Source organism: Flavisolibacter ginsengiterrae DSM 18136 (assembly GCF_059568575.1).
Map to the genome: position 1 here is coordinate 26002 of NZ_JCANTR010000024.1, position 21122 is coordinate 47123.

Annotated in this window: 18 protein-coding genes; 14 read left to right on the forward strand and 4 right to left on the reverse strand. The window is 42.1% G+C overall.

Annotated features, from left to right (window positions below; all coding sequences use genetic code 11):
* Nucleotides 1-17: 17 nt before the first annotated feature.
* Together BP74_RS18890 and BP74_RS18895 are read left to right on the forward strand one after the other, a co-directional pair.
* Nucleotides 18-845 (forward strand): outer membrane beta-barrel protein, encoded by an 828-nt coding sequence (locus tag BP74_RS18890; RefSeq protein ID WP_496376588.1) that lies wholly within the window; start codon nucleotides 18-20, stop codon nucleotides 843-845.
* Between the two features lie 149 nt (nucleotides 846-994).
* On the forward strand, nucleotides 995-1573 hold the full coding sequence (locus BP74_RS18895) for a L,D-transpeptidase family protein (protein ID WP_496376590.1): 579 nt from the start codon (nucleotides 995-997) through the stop codon (nucleotides 1571-1573).
* Between the two features lie 2 nt (nucleotides 1574-1575).
* Here BP74_RS18895 and BP74_RS18900 read toward each other — a convergent pair whose 3' ends face one another.
* On the reverse strand, nucleotides 1576-2541 hold the full coding sequence (locus BP74_RS18900; RefSeq protein WP_496376592.1) for an alpha/beta hydrolase: 966 nt from the start codon (nucleotides 2539-2541) through the stop codon (nucleotides 1576-1578).
* A 64-nt stretch (nucleotides 2542-2605) separates the two neighbouring features.
* A complete protein-coding gene (gene acs, locus BP74_RS18905) occupies nucleotides 2606-4531 on the reverse strand; it encodes an acetate--CoA ligase (protein ID WP_496376594.1) in 1926 nt (641 codons plus the stop codon).
* A gap of 182 nt (nucleotides 4532-4713) precedes the next feature.
* Here acs and BP74_RS18910 point away from each other — a divergent pair, with 182 nt between their 5' ends.
* The 12 genes from BP74_RS18910 to BP74_RS18965 all read left to right on the forward strand — a co-directional run bounded on the left by BP74_RS18910 (nucleotide 4714) and on the right by BP74_RS18965 (nucleotide 16881).
* Entirely contained in the window at nucleotides 4714-5067 is a 354-nt protein-coding gene (locus BP74_RS18910) for a hypothetical protein (RefSeq protein WP_496376596.1), read from the forward strand.
* 122 nt (nucleotides 5068-5189) lie between these two features.
* A complete protein-coding gene (locus BP74_RS18915; protein WP_496376598.1) occupies nucleotides 5190-6782 on the forward strand; it encodes a SulP family inorganic anion transporter in 1593 nt (530 codons plus the stop codon).
* 50 nt (nucleotides 6783-6832) lie between these two features.
* Nucleotides 6833-7468, forward strand: a complete 636-nt coding sequence (locus tag BP74_RS18920) for a carbonic anhydrase (RefSeq protein WP_496376600.1) — start codon at nucleotides 6833-6835, stop codon at nucleotides 7466-7468.
* Nucleotides 7469-7980: 512 nt separating this feature from the next.
* Nucleotides 7981-9504, forward strand: coding sequence for an MFS transporter (locus BP74_RS18925; protein ID WP_496376602.1), 1524 nt, complete (start codon nucleotides 7981-7983; stop codon nucleotides 9502-9504).
* A 9-nt stretch (nucleotides 9505-9513) separates the two neighbouring features.
* Nucleotides 9514-9747, forward strand: a complete 234-nt coding sequence (locus BP74_RS18930) for a DUF6814 family protein (protein ID WP_496376604.1) — start codon at nucleotides 9514-9516, stop codon at nucleotides 9745-9747.
* 46 nt (nucleotides 9748-9793) lie between these two features.
* Nucleotides 9794-10714, forward strand: a complete 921-nt coding sequence (gene gldA, locus BP74_RS18935; protein WP_496376606.1) for a gliding motility-associated ABC transporter ATP-binding subunit GldA — start codon at nucleotides 9794-9796, stop codon at nucleotides 10712-10714.
* Nucleotides 10715-10778: 64 nt separating this feature from the next.
* Nucleotides 10779-12062 (forward strand): phosphopyruvate hydratase, encoded by a 1284-nt coding sequence (gene eno, locus BP74_RS18940; RefSeq protein WP_496376608.1) that lies wholly within the window; start codon nucleotides 10779-10781, stop codon nucleotides 12060-12062.
* A gap of 18 nt (nucleotides 12063-12080) precedes the next feature.
* Nucleotides 12081-12716 (forward strand): GNAT family N-acetyltransferase, encoded by a 636-nt coding sequence (locus BP74_RS18945; protein WP_496376610.1) that lies wholly within the window; start codon nucleotides 12081-12083, stop codon nucleotides 12714-12716.
* Between the two features lie 251 nt (nucleotides 12717-12967).
* Entirely contained in the window at nucleotides 12968-13276 is a 309-nt protein-coding gene (locus BP74_RS18950; protein WP_496376612.1) for an FtsB family cell division protein, read from the forward strand.
* A gap of 93 nt (nucleotides 13277-13369) precedes the next feature.
* Complete coding sequence (locus tag BP74_RS18955; RefSeq protein WP_496376614.1) at nucleotides 13370-13609, forward strand: hypothetical protein; 240 nt, start codon at nucleotides 13370-13372, stop codon at nucleotides 13607-13609.
* 50 nt (nucleotides 13610-13659) lie between these two features.
* Nucleotides 13660-14325, forward strand: coding sequence for an endonuclease III (gene nth / locus BP74_RS18960; RefSeq protein WP_496376616.1), 666 nt, complete (start codon nucleotides 13660-13662; stop codon nucleotides 14323-14325).
* Nucleotides 14326-14505: 180 nt separating this feature from the next.
* Nucleotides 14506-16881, forward strand: a complete 2376-nt coding sequence (locus tag BP74_RS18965) for a hypothetical protein (RefSeq protein WP_496376618.1) — start codon at nucleotides 14506-14508, stop codon at nucleotides 16879-16881.
* Nucleotides 16882-16905: 24 nt separating this feature from the next.
* On the opposite strand, the gene BP74_RS18970 is transcribed toward BP74_RS18965, so the two are convergent.
* Nucleotides 16906-19503: a BamA/TamA family outer membrane protein gene (locus tag BP74_RS18970; protein ID WP_496376620.1), complete on the reverse strand. Its 2598-nt coding sequence runs from the start codon at nucleotides 19501-19503 to the stop codon at nucleotides 16906-16908.
* A 79-nt stretch (nucleotides 19504-19582) separates the two neighbouring features.
* The gene (locus BP74_RS18975) at nucleotides 19583-21103 is read right to left on the reverse strand and encodes an alpha-amylase (protein WP_496376622.1); all 1521 of its coding nucleotides are present in this window, start codon (nucleotides 21101-21103) and stop codon (nucleotides 19583-19585) included.
* Between the last annotated feature and the right edge of the window lie 19 nt (nucleotides 21104-21122).

Genomic DNA, 21122 nt, shown 5'->3' on the forward strand with positions numbered 1-21122 from the left:
TTTTTCAAATTGATATTATGAACCGAATACTACTTGCAATAATTGCATCAGGCATCACTATGTCTTCCTTTGCCCAGGTGGATAGTACCGAAGCCCAAAAGGCCGACACCATCAGGGTGGGAAGCATGATCATCATTAAAAAACAAGGCAAAGAGGAAAAAGAAACTAAAGAAGTCACCATATCCAACCGGTCACACAGGCGGAGTAATTCCAATGTAAGCACCAACTGGGGAATCGTTGACCTGGGCTTTTCCAACTGGAATGATCAAACCAATTACAGTTCTGCTGAAGCCATGGCATTTGCTCCTGGTTTTAACAAGGATGCACTGGAATTGAATACCACCAAATCCATTAACGTCAACATCTGGTTCTTTATGCAACGCCTGAATATGGTGCAGCATGTCTTGAATTTGAAATATGGATTAGGTCTTGAATTGAATAACTACAGGTTTGATGATAAAAGAGTGCATTTGCAAAAGAATCCAACACAAATAATGCTGGATCCGGACTATGCAACCTTAAAAAAGAATAAACTGGCGGCTGATTATATCACGGTACCCATGATGCTGAATGTAAACCTTACGCCCGGCCGCAATAAAGGTTTTGGATTCAGTGGAGGTGTTAGTGCAGGTTTCCTCTACTCCTCCCGCCAGAAAATCAAAGGCAGTGATGGTAAGCATAAGTTCCATGATGACTATGACCTGCGCAAATGGAAACTCTCCTACATTGGTGAATTAAACCTTGGGCCGGTGAAATTGTACGGTAGCTATGCTATGAAAAGTATGTGGGAAAAAGGCCTTGATCAAACTCCTTACAACGTAGGTATCCGTTTGAGCAACTGGTAAACTTACTTAACTGATAATTTAGTGGAAACCCTTTGTTTTACACAGAGGGTTTTTTTATTTTGCAAAGTCTCGTTAAAGATATCAACAACCCAAAATAAAAAGAATTTCAACAGCGTTAAGCCAAAGAGAAACGCTAAACCTCTGGAGTTATGAAAACCGCCATTTTTCTTTCGTGCCTTATTGCAGGGGGCAGCTTGTTGGTGAAAGACCACCATACAACTACAAGCCTTACCTTGCCGGCATATAAAGCCAATACCTCCAAACGATCTTCTTCTTCCATGCCCATTGCACCAGTTTCTATCGCCATCGACAAATCAAGCTATGAATTGTATGTCTATGATGCCAAGGGATGGTATGCCACCTATCCTGTAGTATTCGGCAACAGCTCGCTTGACGATAAAAAAATGGAAGGTGATCGCAATACGCCGGAAGGCACATTCCGGATCGTGAACAAAAGGGTACATGAAAAATGGGACAGGTACATGGGCCTGGATTACCCGACCCAGGAAAGTATTTATAAATTCAATGAACGCAAAAGACGTGGAGAGATACCATCTTCAGCCCGCCCAGGTGCCGGTATAGGCATTCATGGAGTATGGCCTCATGAGGACTTCGTAATAGACCGTTATAAGAACTGGACCAATGGATGTATCTCCCTGAAGAATTCAGATGTAGAAGAATTATACAGGATCATACCTGTGGGCACCCCGGTCACTATCCGCAAATGATTTTAACGCACCGTATTTAAAAAGCTGCCGACTTCTTTTTCCCAAAGTATAGGATCTGATTGTAGATAAGAATCATGATCTGCCTCTGCATACACAACCAGTTTCTTCCTGTTGCTGGCCAGGCATTGATAGATAGACTGGGTTTCCTTGCCAGTTACAAACCTGTCCCTTTCACCCCATTGCAATAAAATGGGGCAGGTTATCCCTTTTGCATAATTACATACGTCCAAACTAAACCCATTGAACCCGCCTTCAATCCCAATCCATAGTGTAGTAAAAAAAGCAAATGGTTCTGAAGCAAAGCCTGTCACCCTCGCCCGTGCTTTCAAATGATCATGAAGCGAACCAAAAGGCATATCAGCAATTACAGCTGCAGGAGCCACTACATGTTTTTCAACAGCTTTCATTACCAGCACAGCACCCATGGAGACACCATACAAAATAACAGTTTGATTACCCTTGGTTTTGGCAAAATCAAATGCCTTCGTTACCTCCTCCGTTTCTTTATATCCAAAGCTCGTGGCAGTTCCCTGGCTCTTGCCATGTGCCCGAAGATCTACCATCAGCACATTGTATCCCCAGCTCCTGTAGCGAAATGCTTCTGCATTCATAATGCTTTTATTCGAGCTATACCCATGAAACATGATGACGCATTTAGAAGATGATGGCACAACGCTATACCAGGCATCAATAGATACATCATCTTTTAATCTCAATTGCACTGATTGAAACGGGAAGGATGGCAAGGGCTCCTCCTCATTTTTGTAAAACGTTGGGCCAACAAAAAATTTCCAGGTGCGGTCCAATATATTGGAGCTATTTAATGCAGGCGGTAAACCTTCTTTGAAATGGGTGAATTTGAAGGCATAGGAAGCAGCAGATAGGTTCAATAATACCAATTGCACAAGAACCACCCATAGGATGGTCTTTAGGAAAGGAGGTAGTTTACGTTTTGTGGCTGAACTCATGCAGGAACAGGCAAATGTACTCGTACAGTCCAATAAATCATAATCATAAATTACGCCCTTCAGATTACAATTTTCCTCCTGCAATAACATCCACTACAGCCGGATCAAGCAAGGTGGTTGTATCTCCCAGGTTGCTGGTTTCACCTTCAGCTATCTTACGCAAGATGCGTCGCATGATCTTACCGCTTCTTGTTTTTGGCAAAGCCTGCACAAACTGTATCTTATCCGGCTTGGCTATGGGCCCAATGATCCGCGCCACAGTTTGAAGAATATCATTTCTCCTGCTGGCCTCATCACCATGTGTTCCCTGGAAGATCACGTAGGCATAAATGCCCTGTCCTTTCAGATCGTGATGATAACCAACAACAGCGCTTTCAACAACACCGGAGTGCATGTTGATGGCATTTTCCACTTCGGCAGTGCCAATGCGGTGCCCGCTTACATTCAACACATCATCAACCCTTCCCGTGATCCTGTAATTACCTTCTTCATCTCTTAAAGCCCCATCACCGGTAAAATACAGGTTGGGATACGCAGAAAAATAGGTCTGCCGACAACGTTCATGGTCACCATAGGTTGTTCTCAGGATAGCAGGCCAGGGCGCCTTGATGCAAAGATTGCCGGATGCAGGATTTCCCTTCACCTCCACTCCATTTTCATCTACCAATACCGGTTGTACCCCGGGTAAAGGCAAGGTTGCATATGTGGGTTTGGCAGGTGTAATGCCCGCCATATTAGAGATAAGCATCCCGCCTGTCTCTGTCTGCCACCATGTATCAACAACAGGGCAATTTCCCTTACCGACATGCTCATGATACCAATGCCATGCTTCTTCATTTATAGGCTCACCCACCGTTCCCAACACTCTTAATGAAGAAAGATCCTTGCCTTCCAGGGGCTGCAGGCCAAATCCCATTAATGAACGAATGGCAGTAGGAGCCGTGTACAGGATATTCACCTTGTGCCTGTCCACAATATCCCAAAAGCGACCGGCATCCGGCCAGGTGGGAATGCCTTCAAACATCACACTGGTACCCCCCGCAGCCAGCGGTCCATAAACAATATAGCTATGCCCGGTAATCCAGCCTATATCTGCTGTGCAGAAATGAACCTGACCCTCCTGGTACTGGAATACATTCACAAAACTGTACGCCGTAAAGACCATGTAACCTCCACTGGTATGCACCACCCCTTTCGGCTTTCCTGTTGATCCCGAAGTGTATAAAATAAATAAGGGATCCTCTGCATCCATTTCCTCGGCAGGAAAAGAAACAACATTGTCCTTCTCTATCTGTCCCTCTGCATGTTCCATCTCATCTTCCCACCACACATCACGTCCCTTGATCATTGAAACCGGTGTACGTGTACGTGTATAAACTATGACCCTTTTCACTGTTTTATTACCAATCAATGCATCATCGATCACATTCTTCAGTGGAATGACCTTTTCGCCACGATAGGCCCCATCGCAGGTAACGATATACTCTGCGTTGGCATCTTCCAACCTGTCTGCAATGCTTTGTGCTGAAAAACCTCCAAAGATCACGCTGTGAATAGCACCTATCCTTGCGCAACCCAGTACTGCATAGGCCAACTCAGGCACCATACCCATGTATATACATACCCTGTCTCCTTTCTTTACACCATTGTTCTTTAATACCTGTGCAAACTGGCAAACCCTTTTATGCAACCGGTTATAGGTAACCACCCTTACCCTGTCTTCAGGATTATTCGGTTCCCAGATAATTGCAGGCTTATCCCCCATCTCCTCTAAATGGCGGTCTATACAATTTTCAGTGATGTTCAATTTCCCACCTTCAAACCATTTTATGGAAGGCTCAGTAAAATTCCATTGCAGCACTTTGTCCCATTTCTTCCTCCACAGAAAGTTTTCAGCTATTTCACTCCAAAAACCCGCAGGATCTTCTATACTCTTTTTATATGCTTCTTTGTATTCGTCTAACGATTTAAGTTGGTAAGGATATGACATTCAACAAATGGTTTGAAAGTTTAAACTTAAAGAAAATGTAAGAAAATGAACTTCAATATTTGTTTACACTGCAGATGTTTAACTCATCTGTTCAAAATGACTATAGCTATTTTTATAATAATAGTATTTATATAACACGAAATAATAGGAATGCCTATTGATTCCTTTATTTTTGCGCACTGATGAAACAGGAAAGGAACAAAGTGAATGTATGGCAAAAGCTTTCCAGCCTAATGATGCTGGTTACACTTGCCTGGTTAACTGTCAGCCTTCCCTATGTCTACCAGGGTCAACAATCGGGCAAGGAACAAACGGAACAAAAGTCCCGGAACAATACAGACCAGACGAACAATCCACTGAGTAATACTACCGAAGAGAAAACGCATACCGTTACTAATACTCTATCTGAGTACCTGCATGAAACGCATCACACAGAAAATTACTTCACTTTAGTCACGGTACATCACAAATGCCATTCGTCGGCTTTGTATTTTGCATTTCATCCTGAACTGATTTCTCCCCCTCCGGAAGCCTAGCCTCATTTTATTAACCGATTTATTTTATTGGATCTATTTCTACCGGGATTCCTGTGCTCATGTATTTATTGAAGTAAGGAACTCCCTGGTGGTACATTTTACTCACTAAAAATTTATTGAAGATGAGGCGTTCAACCTTTTCCATAAAAAATTTGGGTGCAGATATACCTGCATCTATTGTAGTCTTTCTGGTGGCATTACCGCTTTGCCTGGGTGTGGCATTGGCATCAAACGCACCCTTATTCAGCGGATTGATCTCCGGCATTATTGGCGGGATCGTTATAGGATTTCTCAGTGGTTCACAGCTAAGTGTTAGCGGGCCTGCTGCGGGTCTGACAGCTATTGTAGCAGCAGCTATATTAAAGCTGCCTTCCTTTGAAACCTTTTTGCTGGCTGTAGTTATTTGTGGTGCCTTCCAGGTTATACTGGGCTTTATCAAAGCAGGTATTATTGGTGATTTTGTGCCCAATTGTGTCATCAAAGGTATGCTGGCTGCTATTGGATTGATCCTGATATTAAAACAGCTTCCGCACCTGGTTGGATATGACAGCAATTTTGAGGGCAATGAATCTTTTCAACAGCCAAATCACGAAAATACATTCAGCTCCATTGGCCGTGCTTTCAGGTACATAACACCGGTAGCAGTTATTATTGGAGTCATTTCACTGGCATTTCAATTTGGCTGGGAAAAATTTACCGCCAATAAAAAAGGCTTTATCAAAATGATACCAGCACCCCTGATCGTTGTGCTGATAGGAATAGGGATCCTGCAATTAGCAAGTGGCTCTGCTTATTCCCTTGACCCATCCCATATGGTTGCCATACCCCAGGCTTCCTCAGCTTCAGAATTTATTTCTTTTTTTACCCTGCCTGACTTTTCAGCGTTCAACAATAAAGAAGTTTGGATTGCAGGTATCACACTGGCGCTTGTGGCAAGTCTTGAAACCCTTCTTAGTATTGAAGCCGTTGACGACCTTGACCCTTACCAGCGTGTAACGAATAAGGAAAGGGAACTAAAGGCCCAGGGGATTGGCAATATGCTTTCCGGTCTTGTGGGAGGTTTGCCTGTAACATCGGTCATTGTGCGTTCATCAGCCAATGTGAATGCCGGGGCTAAAAGCAAAATGTCAACCATGATGCATGGTGGCTTGTTATTACTTTGCGTGGCACTCATTCCTTCCATATTAAATATGATCCCGAAGGCAGCACTGGCAGCCATCCTTATGTTTACCGGTTACAAACTGGCCAAGCCCTCATTGTTTAAAGCCTATTATAAAAAGGGTTGGGATCAATTCGTTCCGTTTGTATTAACCATTCTTGCCATATTGTTCACTGACTTATTAATTGGTGTATTGATAGGTATCGGTATGAGCATATTCTTTATCATAAGAAGCAATTTCAGGACCTCCGTTTTTATTGTGCATGATGATAACCGGTATTTATTCCGGCTGAGAAAAGATGTTTCCTTTCTAAATAAACCGTATATCAAGAATAAACTGGAGGAAGTACCGGAAAATTCATTTGTATTGATCGATGCCAGCCGGGCAGACTTTATTGATAAAGATGTAGTGGAGGTCATTGAAGATTTCACCAAACACGCACCGCTAAAAAGCATCAGGGTTCAGGTGAAGACAAGGCATGAGGACAGGTATGGTATTAAAACAAAAAATCATGCAGTTGTAGAAGTCAACGATAATAATATTGTTACAAACTGAGAAATAAGAACTGAAAGCAAGATAAATTTGAAAACCATAAAATAGTTAAAATGAAATCATACGAAAAATTGTTACTGGAAAATAAAGCCTGGGCCGCAGAAAAAGTGAATGATGATGCGGAATATTTTGAGCGCCTGGCTCATTTACAAACGCCCGAATTTTTATGGATCGGGTGCAGTGATAGCCGGGTACCGGCAAATGAAATTACAGGTACACAACCAGGTGAAATATTTGTACACCGTAACGTTGCCAATTTGGTCATTCACACAGATGTTAACCTGTTAAGTGTGCTCGATTATGCTGTTACACATTTAAAAGTGAGGCATATCATTGTTTGTGGCCATTATGGTTGCGGGGGTATTAAAGCAGCAATGACCAATCATGATTTTAAATACGTGCTTAATATGTGGCTTCGTAATATTAAGGATGTGTACCGTTTATATAGTGAAGAACTGGAAGCTATAGACAATGAAGAATCACGCGCTGACAGGTTGGTAGAATTAAACGTGAAGGAACAGGTCATCCACCTGGCCAAAACATCCATTGTGCAACGTGCGTGGAAAAACGAGAACAGGCCTCACCTGCATGGCTGGGTGTATGGTTTGAAAGACGGTATCATCAAACCGGTATTTGAAATGACTGCAGGTACGCCGCTGGATCCCATATACGAATATGATGATCTGTAAATATTATTTCTGGCAAACTCACTGAAAGTTACCTGGCATTGTTTGCAAACCTTGTTACAAACAGGTAGCATACTTTACACTAAAAAGGCTTTCTCCTAACCTGGGAAAGCCTTTTTGCTTTACCAATGCTAATTACAGCTTCTCCTCTATTGTTTATGTCACCAATAATTGATAAGTAATGTATTCACTCATTCAGAAACTCGTTGAATAGATACTTATCATCCATCTCCACCAGTACTAGCTCCCGGCTACTTTCATGCTGCAGTATAGTATCACCGAACATTCTCCATTTCATCTCCGTTATATCCCCGAAGCATGCCCGCTTGGGAACGGGTAAAGTACGGGGATACAACGGGGTTACTACGGGGATACAACGGGGTTATGTAGCCGTAGCTCAGCCTTAACATTACCTATCCTAAGACGCAGCTACCTATGAGCAATAACAGTTGAATGGCGTGGAGAAATAATTGGTAAGCAGATCTTTCCTTATATTTAAAATTAAACCTGAACCAATGGCGCAAACCCCTGCAAAGGGCATCTGGAAAATCATTACTGCTTCCTCTGTTGGCACCCTGATAGAATGGTATGACTTTTACATTTTCGGTAGCCTGTCCACCATCATTGCTGCAAAATTCTTTCCTGCAGGCAACCCAACCACAGCCTTGCTTGCCACACTGGCCACATTTGCTGCAGGCTTTATTGTAAGACCTTTCGGGGCACTGGTTTTTGGAAGACTGGGTGATCTTATTGGCCGCAAACACACCTTTTTACTTACCCTTATAATTATGGGTGGTTCCACCTTTTTCATCGGGCTTGTTCCTTCCTATGTAACCATAGGTTTCTGGGCACCTTTGATCGTGCTATTACTTCGGCTGCTGCAAGGGCTGGCATTGGGAGGAGAATATGGCGGGGCCGCTACCTACGTAGCAGAACATTCACCAGAGCACCGCAGGGGATTCTTTACCAGCTGGATACAGATCACGGCCACACTGGGCTTATTTGTTTCATTGGTGGTTATACTGGGCGTGAGAAGATTGGTAGGCATTGAAGAATTTACCAATGGCAATGGCTGGCGCTATCCATTTTTATTATCGATAGTATTGGTGCTCATTTCCATTTTCATCAGGCTGAAGATGAAGGAATCGCCATTATTTACTCAACTAAAAGAAGAAGGCAAAACTTCACTCAATCCAATAAAAGAAAGCTTTGGTCACAAGGAGAATTTTAAGATGGTGCTCCTGGCTCTCTTTGGTGCCACTATGGGCCAGGGAGTGATCTGGTATACCAGCCAGTTCTATGCACAGAGCTTTATTCTTACCAAATGCAATGTTGAATATGAACAGGCCAATGCCATTATTATGATCGCATTGTTGCTGGCGACGCCATTCTTTATTGTATTTGGTGCTTTATCTGATAAATGGGGAAGAAAGAACATCATGCTCATGGGAATGCTATTAGGTGTGCTGTTATACAGGCCCATATTCCACCAATTATATGCTCTTGCAGATACTTCAGGAAAAGAAGCGGTAACCAATACTGTCATAGAAGGGCAGGTTGGCAGCAATATGAAAGTTCCGGCAGTGCTGACCAATTATTCTGATGGCACCGTATTAAAAGTAGCAACAACAACATCTGCCACTGGTGTCAAAACTACCAGGGAAGTTATTTTGAATGGTGATACCAAATGGAAGATGATACTGCTGGTCACAGCCATGGTATTGTTTGTTACCATGGTATATGGACCCATAGCCGCTTTTTTAGTTGAAATGTTTCCCACCCGTATCCGGTACACTTCCATGTCACTGCCTTACCATATTGGTAATGGTGTTTTTGGAGGGCTGGTACCATTTATTGCTACGCTTATCACCACCATTCCAGGAACAAATTATCTATCTGGTTTATGGTACCCTATCGGTGTGGCAGCCCTTTGCCTCGTGGTGGGTGGCTTATACCTTTCCAATAAGATAGAAGAACATGTAACCGATGAAGTAGCAATTAAACCAGGTGAGGGCCAGATGGAACTTCCTGTCATATAATATAAACATATGGATAAGATCAAAAGAATACTGGGACTGTTGTGGATGATATTAGGACCCATTACGATTGGTGTTTTAATAACCAGCGCTGTTCAAAACATAAGTGCCGGCGGAACTGCGGACATACATAAACCCTTGCCCTGGCTGATCATCATTGGCATCTTCACTCCCATAGCCATAGGGCTTACCATTTTTGGCTGGTATGCATGGAAAGGCGCTTATGATGGTGAAATCAAAACCTGAAAGGGAAGCGCACTTGCCGACTTGATTTACTGCGTACATTTGAACCATGTCCATTGAAGTAAAGAACTTACTGAAACAATACGGCGAACAAAAAGCAGTAAACGAAATTTCTTTCACTGTGAAAAAGGGTGAGATCGTTGGCTTCCTGGGTCCAAACGGGGCAGGCAAATCCACTACCATGAAAATGATCACTGGTTACCTTCAACCGGATGCAGGTGATATAAAGGTGAGTGGCATAGATGTAACCAAAGATCCGCTTGCTGCCAAGAAGAAGATCGGGTACCTGCCGGAATCCAATGCACTTTATTATGATATGTACGTGCGGGAATACCTTGATTTTATTGCAGACGTTCACGAAATAACCGATAAGAAAAAAAGGATCGAAGATGTCATTCAACTGACAGGACTGATACCTGAAAGCAAAAAACGGGTGGGCCAGTTATCAAAGGGCTACAAGCAAAGAGTGGGACTGGCAGCTGCCCTGTTACATGATCCTGAAGTATTGATTCTGGATGAACCAACCAGTGGCCTTGACCCCAACCAGATACTTGAAATAAGAAATGTGATTAAGGAGCAGGGAAAGAATAAAATGGTCCTTTTTTCTTCTCATATTTTACAGGAGGTGGAGGCCATATGCGACAGGGTGATCATCATTAATAAAGGAAAACTGGTAGCCGACAATACACTACAGCAATTGCAACAACACTCTAACCTGAACCTGGTCAAGGTTAGCTTTAAAGAACCCCTGGAACCTGAATGGATAAAAAGACTACCAGGTATTAAATCGGTTTCCCAGTCAGACAGGTACAGTTTCACTATAGAAACCAGCGATCCCGACACTGTTAGAAGGGAATTAAAAAAGTTAGAGGCAGAAAATAATCTTGATATTGTTTCTTTGCAAAGTGAAAACCAGAGCCTGGAAGAAGTGTTTAGGATGCTGACAGGTAATATTACCAAGAGCAGTTAAGCATTAATTATCAAAGCTCCCTACTTTAAAAGAACTAAAACTTAAAAAACTATAAACTACAACAATGAGTTACATAGCCGAAATTTTCGCCAGACAAATACTTGATAGCCGTGGTAATCCAACAGTGGAAGTGGATGTAGTAACAGACGAAGGTGCATTTGGAAGAGCAGCAGTTCCAAGTGGTGCCAGTACAGGCGTGCACGAAGCAGTAGAATTGCGCGATAACGATAAAAAGATCTATGTAGGTAAAGGAGTATTGAAGGCAGTAGAAAATGTAAATGAGATCATTGCCAAGGAGATCATTGGATATGATGTGGCCGACCAGACAGGCGTTGACCAGTTAATGATTGAGCTGGATGCTACAGAAAACAAAAGTAAACTTGGCGCCAATGCCATGCTGGCCGTAAGTATGGCTGTGGCTAAAGCCGCTGCAGAAGAAGCTTCATTGCCCCTGTTCCGTTATATTGGTGGCACTAATGCCAAAACGATTCCTGTGCCTATGATGAATATCCTGAATGGAGGTGCACATGCTGATAATAAGATTGACTTCCAGGAATTCATGGTCATGCCTGTGGGTGCTTCTTCTTTCAGTGAAGGATTGCGTTGGGGTGTTGAGATATTCCATGCTCTGAAATCTGTATTGAAGAAAAAAGGATACAGCACAAACGTAGGTGACGAAGGTGGTTTTGCTCCTAATATCGGGTCGAATGAAGAAGCCATTGAAACTGTGCTTGCAGCCATTGATGCAGCAGGGTATAAAGCAGGCTCACAGGTTTTTATTGCTATGGATGCTGCCAACAGTGAATTGTATAAAGATGGCAAGTACACCTTCCATAAAAGTGATGGCAAAACAATGACCAGTGAGCAACTCGTAAAATACTGGTCTGATTGGGTGGCGCAATACCCTATCATATCTATTGAAGATGGTATGGCTGAAGATGATTGGGAAGGATGGGCAATGATGACAGAGGCTTTGGGAAAGAAGATCCAGTTGGTAGGTGATGATCTTTTTGTAACCAACGTGAAGCGCCTGAAAAGAGGCATTGACGAGCATATTGCCAATGGTTTATTGGTAAAGGTGAACCAGATCGGTACTATTACAGAGACCATCAACGCCGTTACAATGGCGCAGCATAATGGTTACAATACTATTATGAGCCATAGAAGTGGTGAGACAGAAGATACAACGATCGCTGACTTGGCTGTTGCATTGAATTGCGGCCAGATCAAAACAGGATCGGCCAGCCGCACGGACAGGATCGCCAAGTACAACCAGTTGATCCGTATTGAAGAACTCCTTGGGGCTTCGGCTTACTACCCTTCCAGCAATTTAAAATTCGGAAAGTAAAATACAAGCCACCTCCGGGTGGCTTTTCTTTTTATGGAATTTGATGTTACACTTCTGAAAGGAAAATTTGTCTTCCTGGAAAAGCTTGCGCCAGAGCATTTGCTGTTTTTAAAGGAATTGGCAAGGGATGAACGGATCTGGGAATGCACGAAAACCTTACTGATCAACGAAACATTTGAAGCACAGGCGGACAGTTACCTGGCCACTGCTCTTGACAGAAATGCGCTTGGAGGCCAGCAGGCCTTTATCATTCGCCAGGTAAGTAATAATGAGATCATTGGTATGACAAGGTTGTATGGAATAGAACCTAAGGATAAAAGGGTCAGCATTGGCTATACCTGGTATGTTCCCCGGGTTTGGGGTGATGTACATAATAAAGAATGCAAATTATTACTGTTGCGATATGTCTTTGAAATATTGGGTTTCAATAGGGTTGAATTGTATGTGGCAGGGCAAAATATAAGATCACAGAAAGCAGTAGAGAAAATTGGTGGCGTAAAGGAAGGCGTTTTAAGAAACCATGGCTACAGGCCTGATGGCAGCCTCCGGGACACCGTAATATTCAGCATTTTAAAGGAGGAATGGCCAGGAGTGAAAGCGAGGCTTATTGAAATGGTGGAAGCAAGAGCATATCGAACACGGAATACTGAATAATGAAGGTTTAGGTGGGTGAGTCATTATTGAATGTGGTCTTTTTTAGGATATGAAAAATGCTCAATTTTCAATGCTCAATGACCAATTTTAAAGAAAGATCTAATTTTTAAAGATTGGATAGGAATGTTGAGGAGCAGCTGTGTCCAGTCCAGGTTTACCTTTCAATCTTTCAACTTTTTAACTTCTTTTCACTTTTTATATTTTTCCACTATTTTAGCATTAGGACACCATTCTTTTATATCACCTGAATCATGAAGTTTCTCTCACACATTCCCGCCTGGTTAAAAAATAAATATATACTGAGCCTCATAGCTTTTGTTATATGGATGATATTTTTTGATGCGAAAGACATTCTAACTCAACGTGAAAGGTCCAGGGAACTCAGGCTATTGCAGGAAAGCAAGGCTTATTTTGCTTCAGAAATATCCAAAGAGCAAAAGGCGCTGGAGGAATTAAAATCCAACCCTGCAGCCATTGAAAAATATGCCCGGGAGAAATATATGATGAAAAAAGACAATGAAGATCTGTTCATTGTGGAACCAGCCACGACAAAAGAATAGGCATACCTGCACAATAAGGATTTCCACTTCTCGTTTATAGTATCGAATATCGAAATACTGGACCCTTTTATTTTTTACGATTTATTGGATACTATGCATAATTACTCACCTGAGGATCTGATTCTTTATTTATACAAAGAAACCAGTCCGGAAACATCCGCAGCGATTGAAGAGGCTATAAAATCAGACTGGACATTAAGAGAGAAACTGGAAGTGCTGAAAACTTCTATGAAAAGACTTGATTCCATTGTTACTTCTCCCCGCACTGAGTTAATTCTTAATGTAATGAAGTATGCAGCCAAAGAGTCTGAAGTTTCTAAGGTAAAAAGCTGACGTCATTACCACCTTCATTTGATCTTATCTACCTGTAACTTTGAGGCCCCATGACAAGGCCTGAACGTTTTCAAGCAGTTATTGATTATTTTAAGATTACCCGCCCTGAAGCCGAAACAGAACTTGTTTTCGGTAATCCATACGAATTATTGGTAGCAGTCATTTTATCCGCGCAGTGTACGGATAAACGGGTCAATATGACCACCCCGGGATTATTTGCCATGTATCCCACTGTCGCTAAATTAGCTAAGGCTGATTTTGATGATCTTTTTGCGATTATCAAAAGCATTTCTTTTCCAGGCAATAAGACCCGGCATTTGATGGGAATGGCCAAAATGGTCATGGAACAATTTGGTGGTGAAATTCCAATGACAGTAGAAGAATTGGTTCAATTGCCAGGTGTAGGCAGAAAAACAGCCAATGTCATTACTTCCGTTATTGATAAACAGCCTAATATGGCCGTTGATACACATGTATTCCGGGTTTCAGCCAGGATAGGACTTACACTTAATGCTAAAAACCCCTTACAAACCGAGCAACAGTTATTAAAATACATTCCTACAGAACTGGTTCATAAATTTCACCACTGGCTAATATTGCATGGCAGGTATATCTGCATAGCCCGAAATCCTAAATGTGCTGAATGTGGGCTTAAGCCAGTGTGTAAATATTACCACACAGTAGTAAAGAAGAAGACAATTGCAGAAAAAAAGTGATCTTATAGTTTCCCACTTACATCCTTAAACATCCTGTTATCAGATTATTTATCCTGGTACAAGGGAAAATTCCACTCTTCAGCTTAGTAAATTCTTTGGCGTAGAGCTTGCTTTTATTATTAGCGACTTCTTTTCATTTTTTCAAGAAGGCAGCGCAATTTTTGATAGTAAATAATCAATATGTCAACTGTTTCAAACTTATATGAAGGATTTAATGGTGAATTATCTCTTGAACCATTGATAATGGTACTAAAGAAGATGATAGCAGAAGGGAAACCCGGTGCCAAACATTTGTACCAGGGCATGATCAATGAAATTGAAGCAATTCCCGAATTACTGCAGCCTATTGAGGATCCGGCAGTTATTCAACGAAATGAAATACTGGTCACCACCTTGCTATCTACAATTTTCCCTCCTTCCACACAAAGAGATGAGGGTATATATGCTGTATGTTATCCATTCAGACCAGAAACAGCATATGCTTCTCCCTTATTCAGCAAATTATTCATTAAAGAAAACAATACCATCAGTATTCCTGATCCGAAGACCAATATCAATATTGCAAAGGCCAACCTTTCATTAGCCTATAACCTGATACTGCAAAAGTTCTATTCACATAGTGTATCATTGATCGCTACATCCGTTCATCCATTCATTGATGAAGAAACGCATCTTACCCGGTATTATGAACTAAGGATGAATGCACAATTTGTTGATGTTAAATGCATCAACAAAGATTTTGCAATGCCTGTGGCATTTGCACCGCACCGGACCATAGAAATAGAGGAACTGCAGGAATTATTTCCTTTGGAGAATTTTCGTTTTGAAGGTTTGGTGGTGATGGAAGTGATGGACGTGACTGCAGAACAGGTCATTGCAGAGATCAAAAATGCGTTGTTGAATATCAATGCATTTTCTGATGTGGAAGTATATAATGACCTGCAACAGCATGTACAAAGCCTGATAGGATTAAAAAATGTTCATATAGGGATCACACCTTTCTTTAAAAAGAACGAATACTACTTATATACTGAAGCCCATTATCAGAATAGTCTATTGTTTAAGAATGCGGAAGTGATCAATAATAAGGATAGCATTAGCGAGCAATGCAGGGATGTCTTCAGGCATTCCAATCAATCTATCCTATACGAGATATTAAATGAAAGTAGCAGCCGTTTCAACCAGCTTTTAAAATACTATTACGAGCAAGGTATTAAAAGTCTTATCCTTTGTCCACTTAAGCGTGATGATCGAGAGTTAATTGGACTGTTGGAAATAGCCAGTGAAACCAAGTCCAGGTTACAGTTTCACCACCTTTCCAAAATACAACCTGCTATACAACTGTTCGCTCTTGCCCTGGAAAAGACAGCTGAAAGCCTGGAAATGCAAATTGATAAAACAATCAAGGAGCATTTCACCGCCATTCAGCCGGCAGTAGAATGGAAGTTCACTGAGGCAGCCTTCCAATACCTGCAACACCAGCAGGTTAGCGACCTGGCGCGAATGCCAGCCATAGCTTTTGAAGATGTTTATCCTTTATATGGTTCCATAGATGTGCGTAATTCTTCAACTGAACGAAGCCTTTCCATTCAAAAGGACCTGATGGAACAGTTACACATGGCCAAGGATGTATTAGGCAAGGCAGATAATATCATGGAATTTCCATTGCTGAAAGAATACCAGTTTCGCATAGACAAATACATTGCTTCCGTTTCTGAAGCCTTGCTGCCCGATGATGAAATGATGATCTATGACTTTCTTCAAATAGATGTTGACGCGCTTTTTAAAAACCTGATCAAGAATAAGCCTGAGATCAAAAAAACGATCAACAAGTATTTTGATGCGCTGGATCCTCAACGTAAATGCATATACCACCAGCGGATGGCTTACGAAGAAAGCATTACCAGGATCAACGATGTGCTGGACAGGTTTATGGATGCGGAGCAGCATGCCGCCCAGGAAGTGTACCCGCATTATTTTGAACGATATATTACAGATGGTATTGAGTTCAATATATACGTGGGCCAATCCATTTCGCCTCACAAGCCATTCAATGAAATGTATGTCAGCAATCTGAAGCTTTGGCAACTGACATTATTGGCTAAGGCTGCCAGGGTCACTAATGCTTTGGAGAAACGCTTGTCACTACCTCTGCAAACAACGCAGCTGATATTGGCCCATTCCATTCCACTCACCATTAGCTTCCGTAGAAAAGAAAGAAAATTTGATGTGGATGGAGCCTATAATATTCGTTATGAGATTGTAAAGAAAAGAATAGACAAGGTTCATTTAAAAGACAGCGAAGAAAGATTGACCCAACCAGGTAAGATAGGTATTGTTTATTCACAGCAAAAGGAGCTGAATGAATACCTGGAGTATATGGAATTCCTCCAGAAGGAAGGATTGCTCACGGATAATGTTGAGCACCTGGAACTGGAAGATACACAAGGTATCAGTGGATTAAAAGCGATACGCGTAGAGGTGAATCTAAATACGGAATCTTTGCCAGGACAGGAGTCGACTAAAGCAGCTACAGAAAAGCTTCTAACCAAATAAATAAGCAATAAGGTTGGCTTACAACTAAAAACTCAATCCAAAAGAGATATATGGTTGGATACCTTCTTTAGAATTAGCAACCGATGCCTGTATCAATATAAGGTCTGCCGGAATGATGAATATGCCACCGCCATAACCATGATGCCATTTTTGCGAATTTTCTCCCGGCACCCACACCCTGCCCTCATCATTGAATGCCATGACACCCACACTACCAGGGAATAGGTAAGATGTGAAGTCAAAGAGTTTTGCCCGCAATTCCAGGTTGTGGTAAAACATGCTTCTGCCGGTGAAACGGTTAACATAAAATCCTCTCAGGTTATTATATCCGCCTAATTGGAATTGCTGGTAGTAGGCAGGTTGACCAACCGAAGTTCCTGCTCCCACACGGTTGGCAAGAACTATATTGTCTGAAATGACCGGCAAATAAAATATAGCTTCTGAAACCACCTGTCCATACCATTTTTGCGCACCATTAAACTGTTTCATTGCCTTCCAATCCATATTCCAGTAAAAGCCCTTGCTCGGAATCAGGGTTTCTTTTTTGGAATTGATCCTTGCACCTCCTACTATACCTGCAAAGAACTGGTTGGAGAAAACAGCTTGTGAAGGATTGAGCTGGTTATACTCCAGCAGGTACTGTGTCCTGTTATTTTTTTGTTCACTGGTATAATATTGAAATCCCAGTCCTGCATTATATTCAAAGATCTTTGCGGGACTACGATGGATCCGCACATCGCCCGACGCAACATCATACCTGTTCCTGTAATAAAGTATGGATTGACCATCCTTATTTACAAATGGCGACTCGTTCCCAATGCCAAAAAACGTAGCTATATTATGTGGTCCTCTGGTTAGAAGACTTACTGAAAGGTCGTTTTTACCAAACAATTTTTTATAGTCACCGTTGTATTGTATCATGAAGGATTGCCTGGCTGGAGCATAATTGACAAAGAAAGAATGTCGCTTGGCGTAAGGCACTTTTCGAAATCCCTGCCGCTCATATACAAGTCCGGCCTTCAGGATTAAGCCAAGATCAAGATCATATTGGGCAGATATAACAGGACCAACGTGATCATACAAAAAACTTTTGCGGTCGAACGCATTGATCGTTGTATCGGTGGAAGTACGCAACCTGGCCAATTTGGAAGAAGGCAATTTATTAGGCTGGTCCGAGCGGTCATAAATATACATTTTGCGCCTGTTGTGCAGCAATGGATCAATAGAAAAACTATCTACCCCATCACCCCCTATCATGTGTATACGAATGGGTGTTTTTGTGGATCCACGAACCTGGTACACATCATTACCCCCTAATCCAAACAACCTGATCTCATCTGTCTCGGTAGGTAGAAAAACACGGTGGAATAGCAGATCTCCTTTAGACACTTCTCCTGGGTTCTTGTATATGCTTAGATCCACATTGCCGGTTTCACCAACTAGCATGTCGAATAATTCGGGCTTATCGGAAGCCGGGATATCAACCGTTCTTGCCAGGAAATGATAATAGTCCAGAGCTGTTTCTTTCAGTGTTGCCCTCCGGGCTATCAAAGTTTGGATGATCTTGCTGGCTGATAAAGTATAAATCGTATCAGGCATCATTGAAACAGCGTATCGTATAAGGCTGTCTGTTAAAGTATTTTGAACGAAGGACACCTGTTCCTTCCAGTCTTCTTCACTCAACGCATTTAAAAAGTAACGGTCGAAGAATCGGTTGTTATAATTATAGCTCCCTATTTTCTTAATATGATCTCCAAACGGCTGAAGATTTGCCTTTCCTGGTTGTGTGGATAATAAACCAGGCAGGAGCCCTGAAGTAGTATAGTACACTTTATCCCTGTCCCTGGGAATAGGCTCATATAATTTCTCGTCTTTGTTTTTATTCTTCTCCCATCTCCATTGATCTTCGTGCCTGTCCCAATCACCAAGGAAATGATCTAATAGCCTTGCCCTGAGTAATTGCTTCTGGTCAAATGTAAAATCATTGTCTTCCTCTGCCTTACCCTGTGCTTTATCTGTATTATCGGTATCTGGCACGCCATCAGGTTCTCTTTCTTCAAAAAGTAAGACCGTATTGGCAAAATCCTTCCTGTATTGCCCCAGGGCCGGATCATCAGGAACAAAAACGATCTGGGGATTTGTATGTAATATGCCCAAAGCTTCAGCAAAAGGAGGAACAGTTAATGCCGCATAAGGATGACTGGTGACCACCTGGTCTTGTAAAATATCTTTTGCAATAGTGGCTCTTAATTTTTTAGGCAAGGCTCTTTCCGGATATTTTTGAACACTTCTCAACACCCATTCCCTTCCTGTGTTATCAACCAACCTTAGTGATTTGGTTTGAAGCCCACCACCCTTTTCTGTTATTTTAAGGCCACCTTTTTCCTTACCCAGGTAAAAGACCTTAAGCCTAACCGGGGCTGCCCAAAGTTTGCGGTAGCTTTCACCAAATAAAAAACGGTGAAAACCTGAAACATTATCGTATTCGGGAGCAATGGCCACTTTAATTTTTTCCTTGTTTGGTGGTAAGGCCTGGCCAAAGGCTATTGATACAGTCAACAAGAGGATAAACTGGCTGATGAGTTTTATTCTACATGCTTTCCAAAAGCTGCATTGATTCATTGAGCATTATTGTAGAGGTAGTTATAAAAATATCAAGCCAAGTGCCTAATGCAGTAATTAATTAATAAGATTTAAATGATTATGAGCGTGCAATTTTCCTCAGTTTGTTTGCCTTCCGTTTTTCCACCCAAACAGAGACAGAACCAGGAGGGCAATGAAATTCAGCAGCCCCATTTTCGTCCAGGAGAATCTCCTGGGGAAGATGCCCAAGGAGATCGATAAATTTTTTGCCCCTATGAGCCTCGCCCATAACCATAAACTTATTACCCGCCTCACCGTTTGACAATACAACGGCGCAGCCACTACCTCTATGTTTTTTATCACCCTGCCTTACCCAACCTATACAATTGGCATGATCGAAATGATCTACCTGGGGGCCATAGGCCAGTTCATTTCTAGCCAGCAATAATAAGGGCAGGCATTCCACTTTCGCCAACGCTATGTAATGGTCTTCCCCATCCCTTCCCTTATCTGTATAATCAGCTCCATACAGATCCGGGTAAAATATACAGGGGTATCCTTCATTCCTGAGTAAGATCAGCGCATAGGCAATGGGCTTGAACCAGGGTTCCACCGGGGCTTCCAATGCCTGCAAGGGCTGGGTATCATGATTATCCACGACTGTTACCGCAAGCAAAGGGTGAACAGATACAAGGGTGTCATTGAATATTCCTGACAGGTCATAATCATTGCCAGCATTAGATGCATTATGAAGACTATGATGCAAAGCAGCGTCAAACAGTGAAAGCTTACCTTCAGTAGCGTCTATATACTTTAATAATTGGGGCAGTTCTCCGGGTGCCCAGTATTCCCCAACAGCAAAAAACTCTTTACCGGTCACTGCCCGCATATGTGCCAGCCATTCATTATAAAATTGCGGAGCAATATGTTTTATGGCATCCAGGCGAAAACCATCAAAACCTACAGTATTATAATACCACTCACCCCATCTTTTCAATTCTTCCCTGACTGCAGGATTTCTGAATTCAATATCGTTATACATCAGGTAATCATAATTACCTTTTTCGTCTGATACCATTTCTTCCCAGTCACTACCATGTTCATTCAGGATATTAAAAATGGCCGTCTCGCCATTGATGTCGTCATAATCCACGCCGGTAAAACAAGTATGGTTCCATTCAAATTGAGAATATTTTCCCTGCCGGCCAGGGTAGGTAAACTTTGTATACGCCTCTATATCAAAAGGTTCACTAACAGGCTTATTGCGATCTTCAGGGTCCACTTTTACTACCTGGATTAATTCTTTCTCATCTCCACCCCCAAGGTGGTTTAAAACAATATCAACATAGACTTGCAATCCGTGAGATTGAGCAGTTTTCACCGCATCAATATATTGTTCTTTAGTTCCATATTTAGTGGGTATGGTCCCTTTTTGGTCAAATTCACCCAGGTCGTAAAGATCATATACATCATACCCCACAGAATAGCCACCTCCCGTAGCCTTAAAAGCTGGTGGCAGCCAGGCAGCATTGATCCCCAGTTTTGCCAGGTAAGGTGATTGTTCCTTAAAATGATCCCAGAAAACACCTCCAGGAATAGAATACCAGTGAAAGAACTGAATTAGTGTTCCGTTTTGCATACGCTGTCCGGCTACCTGC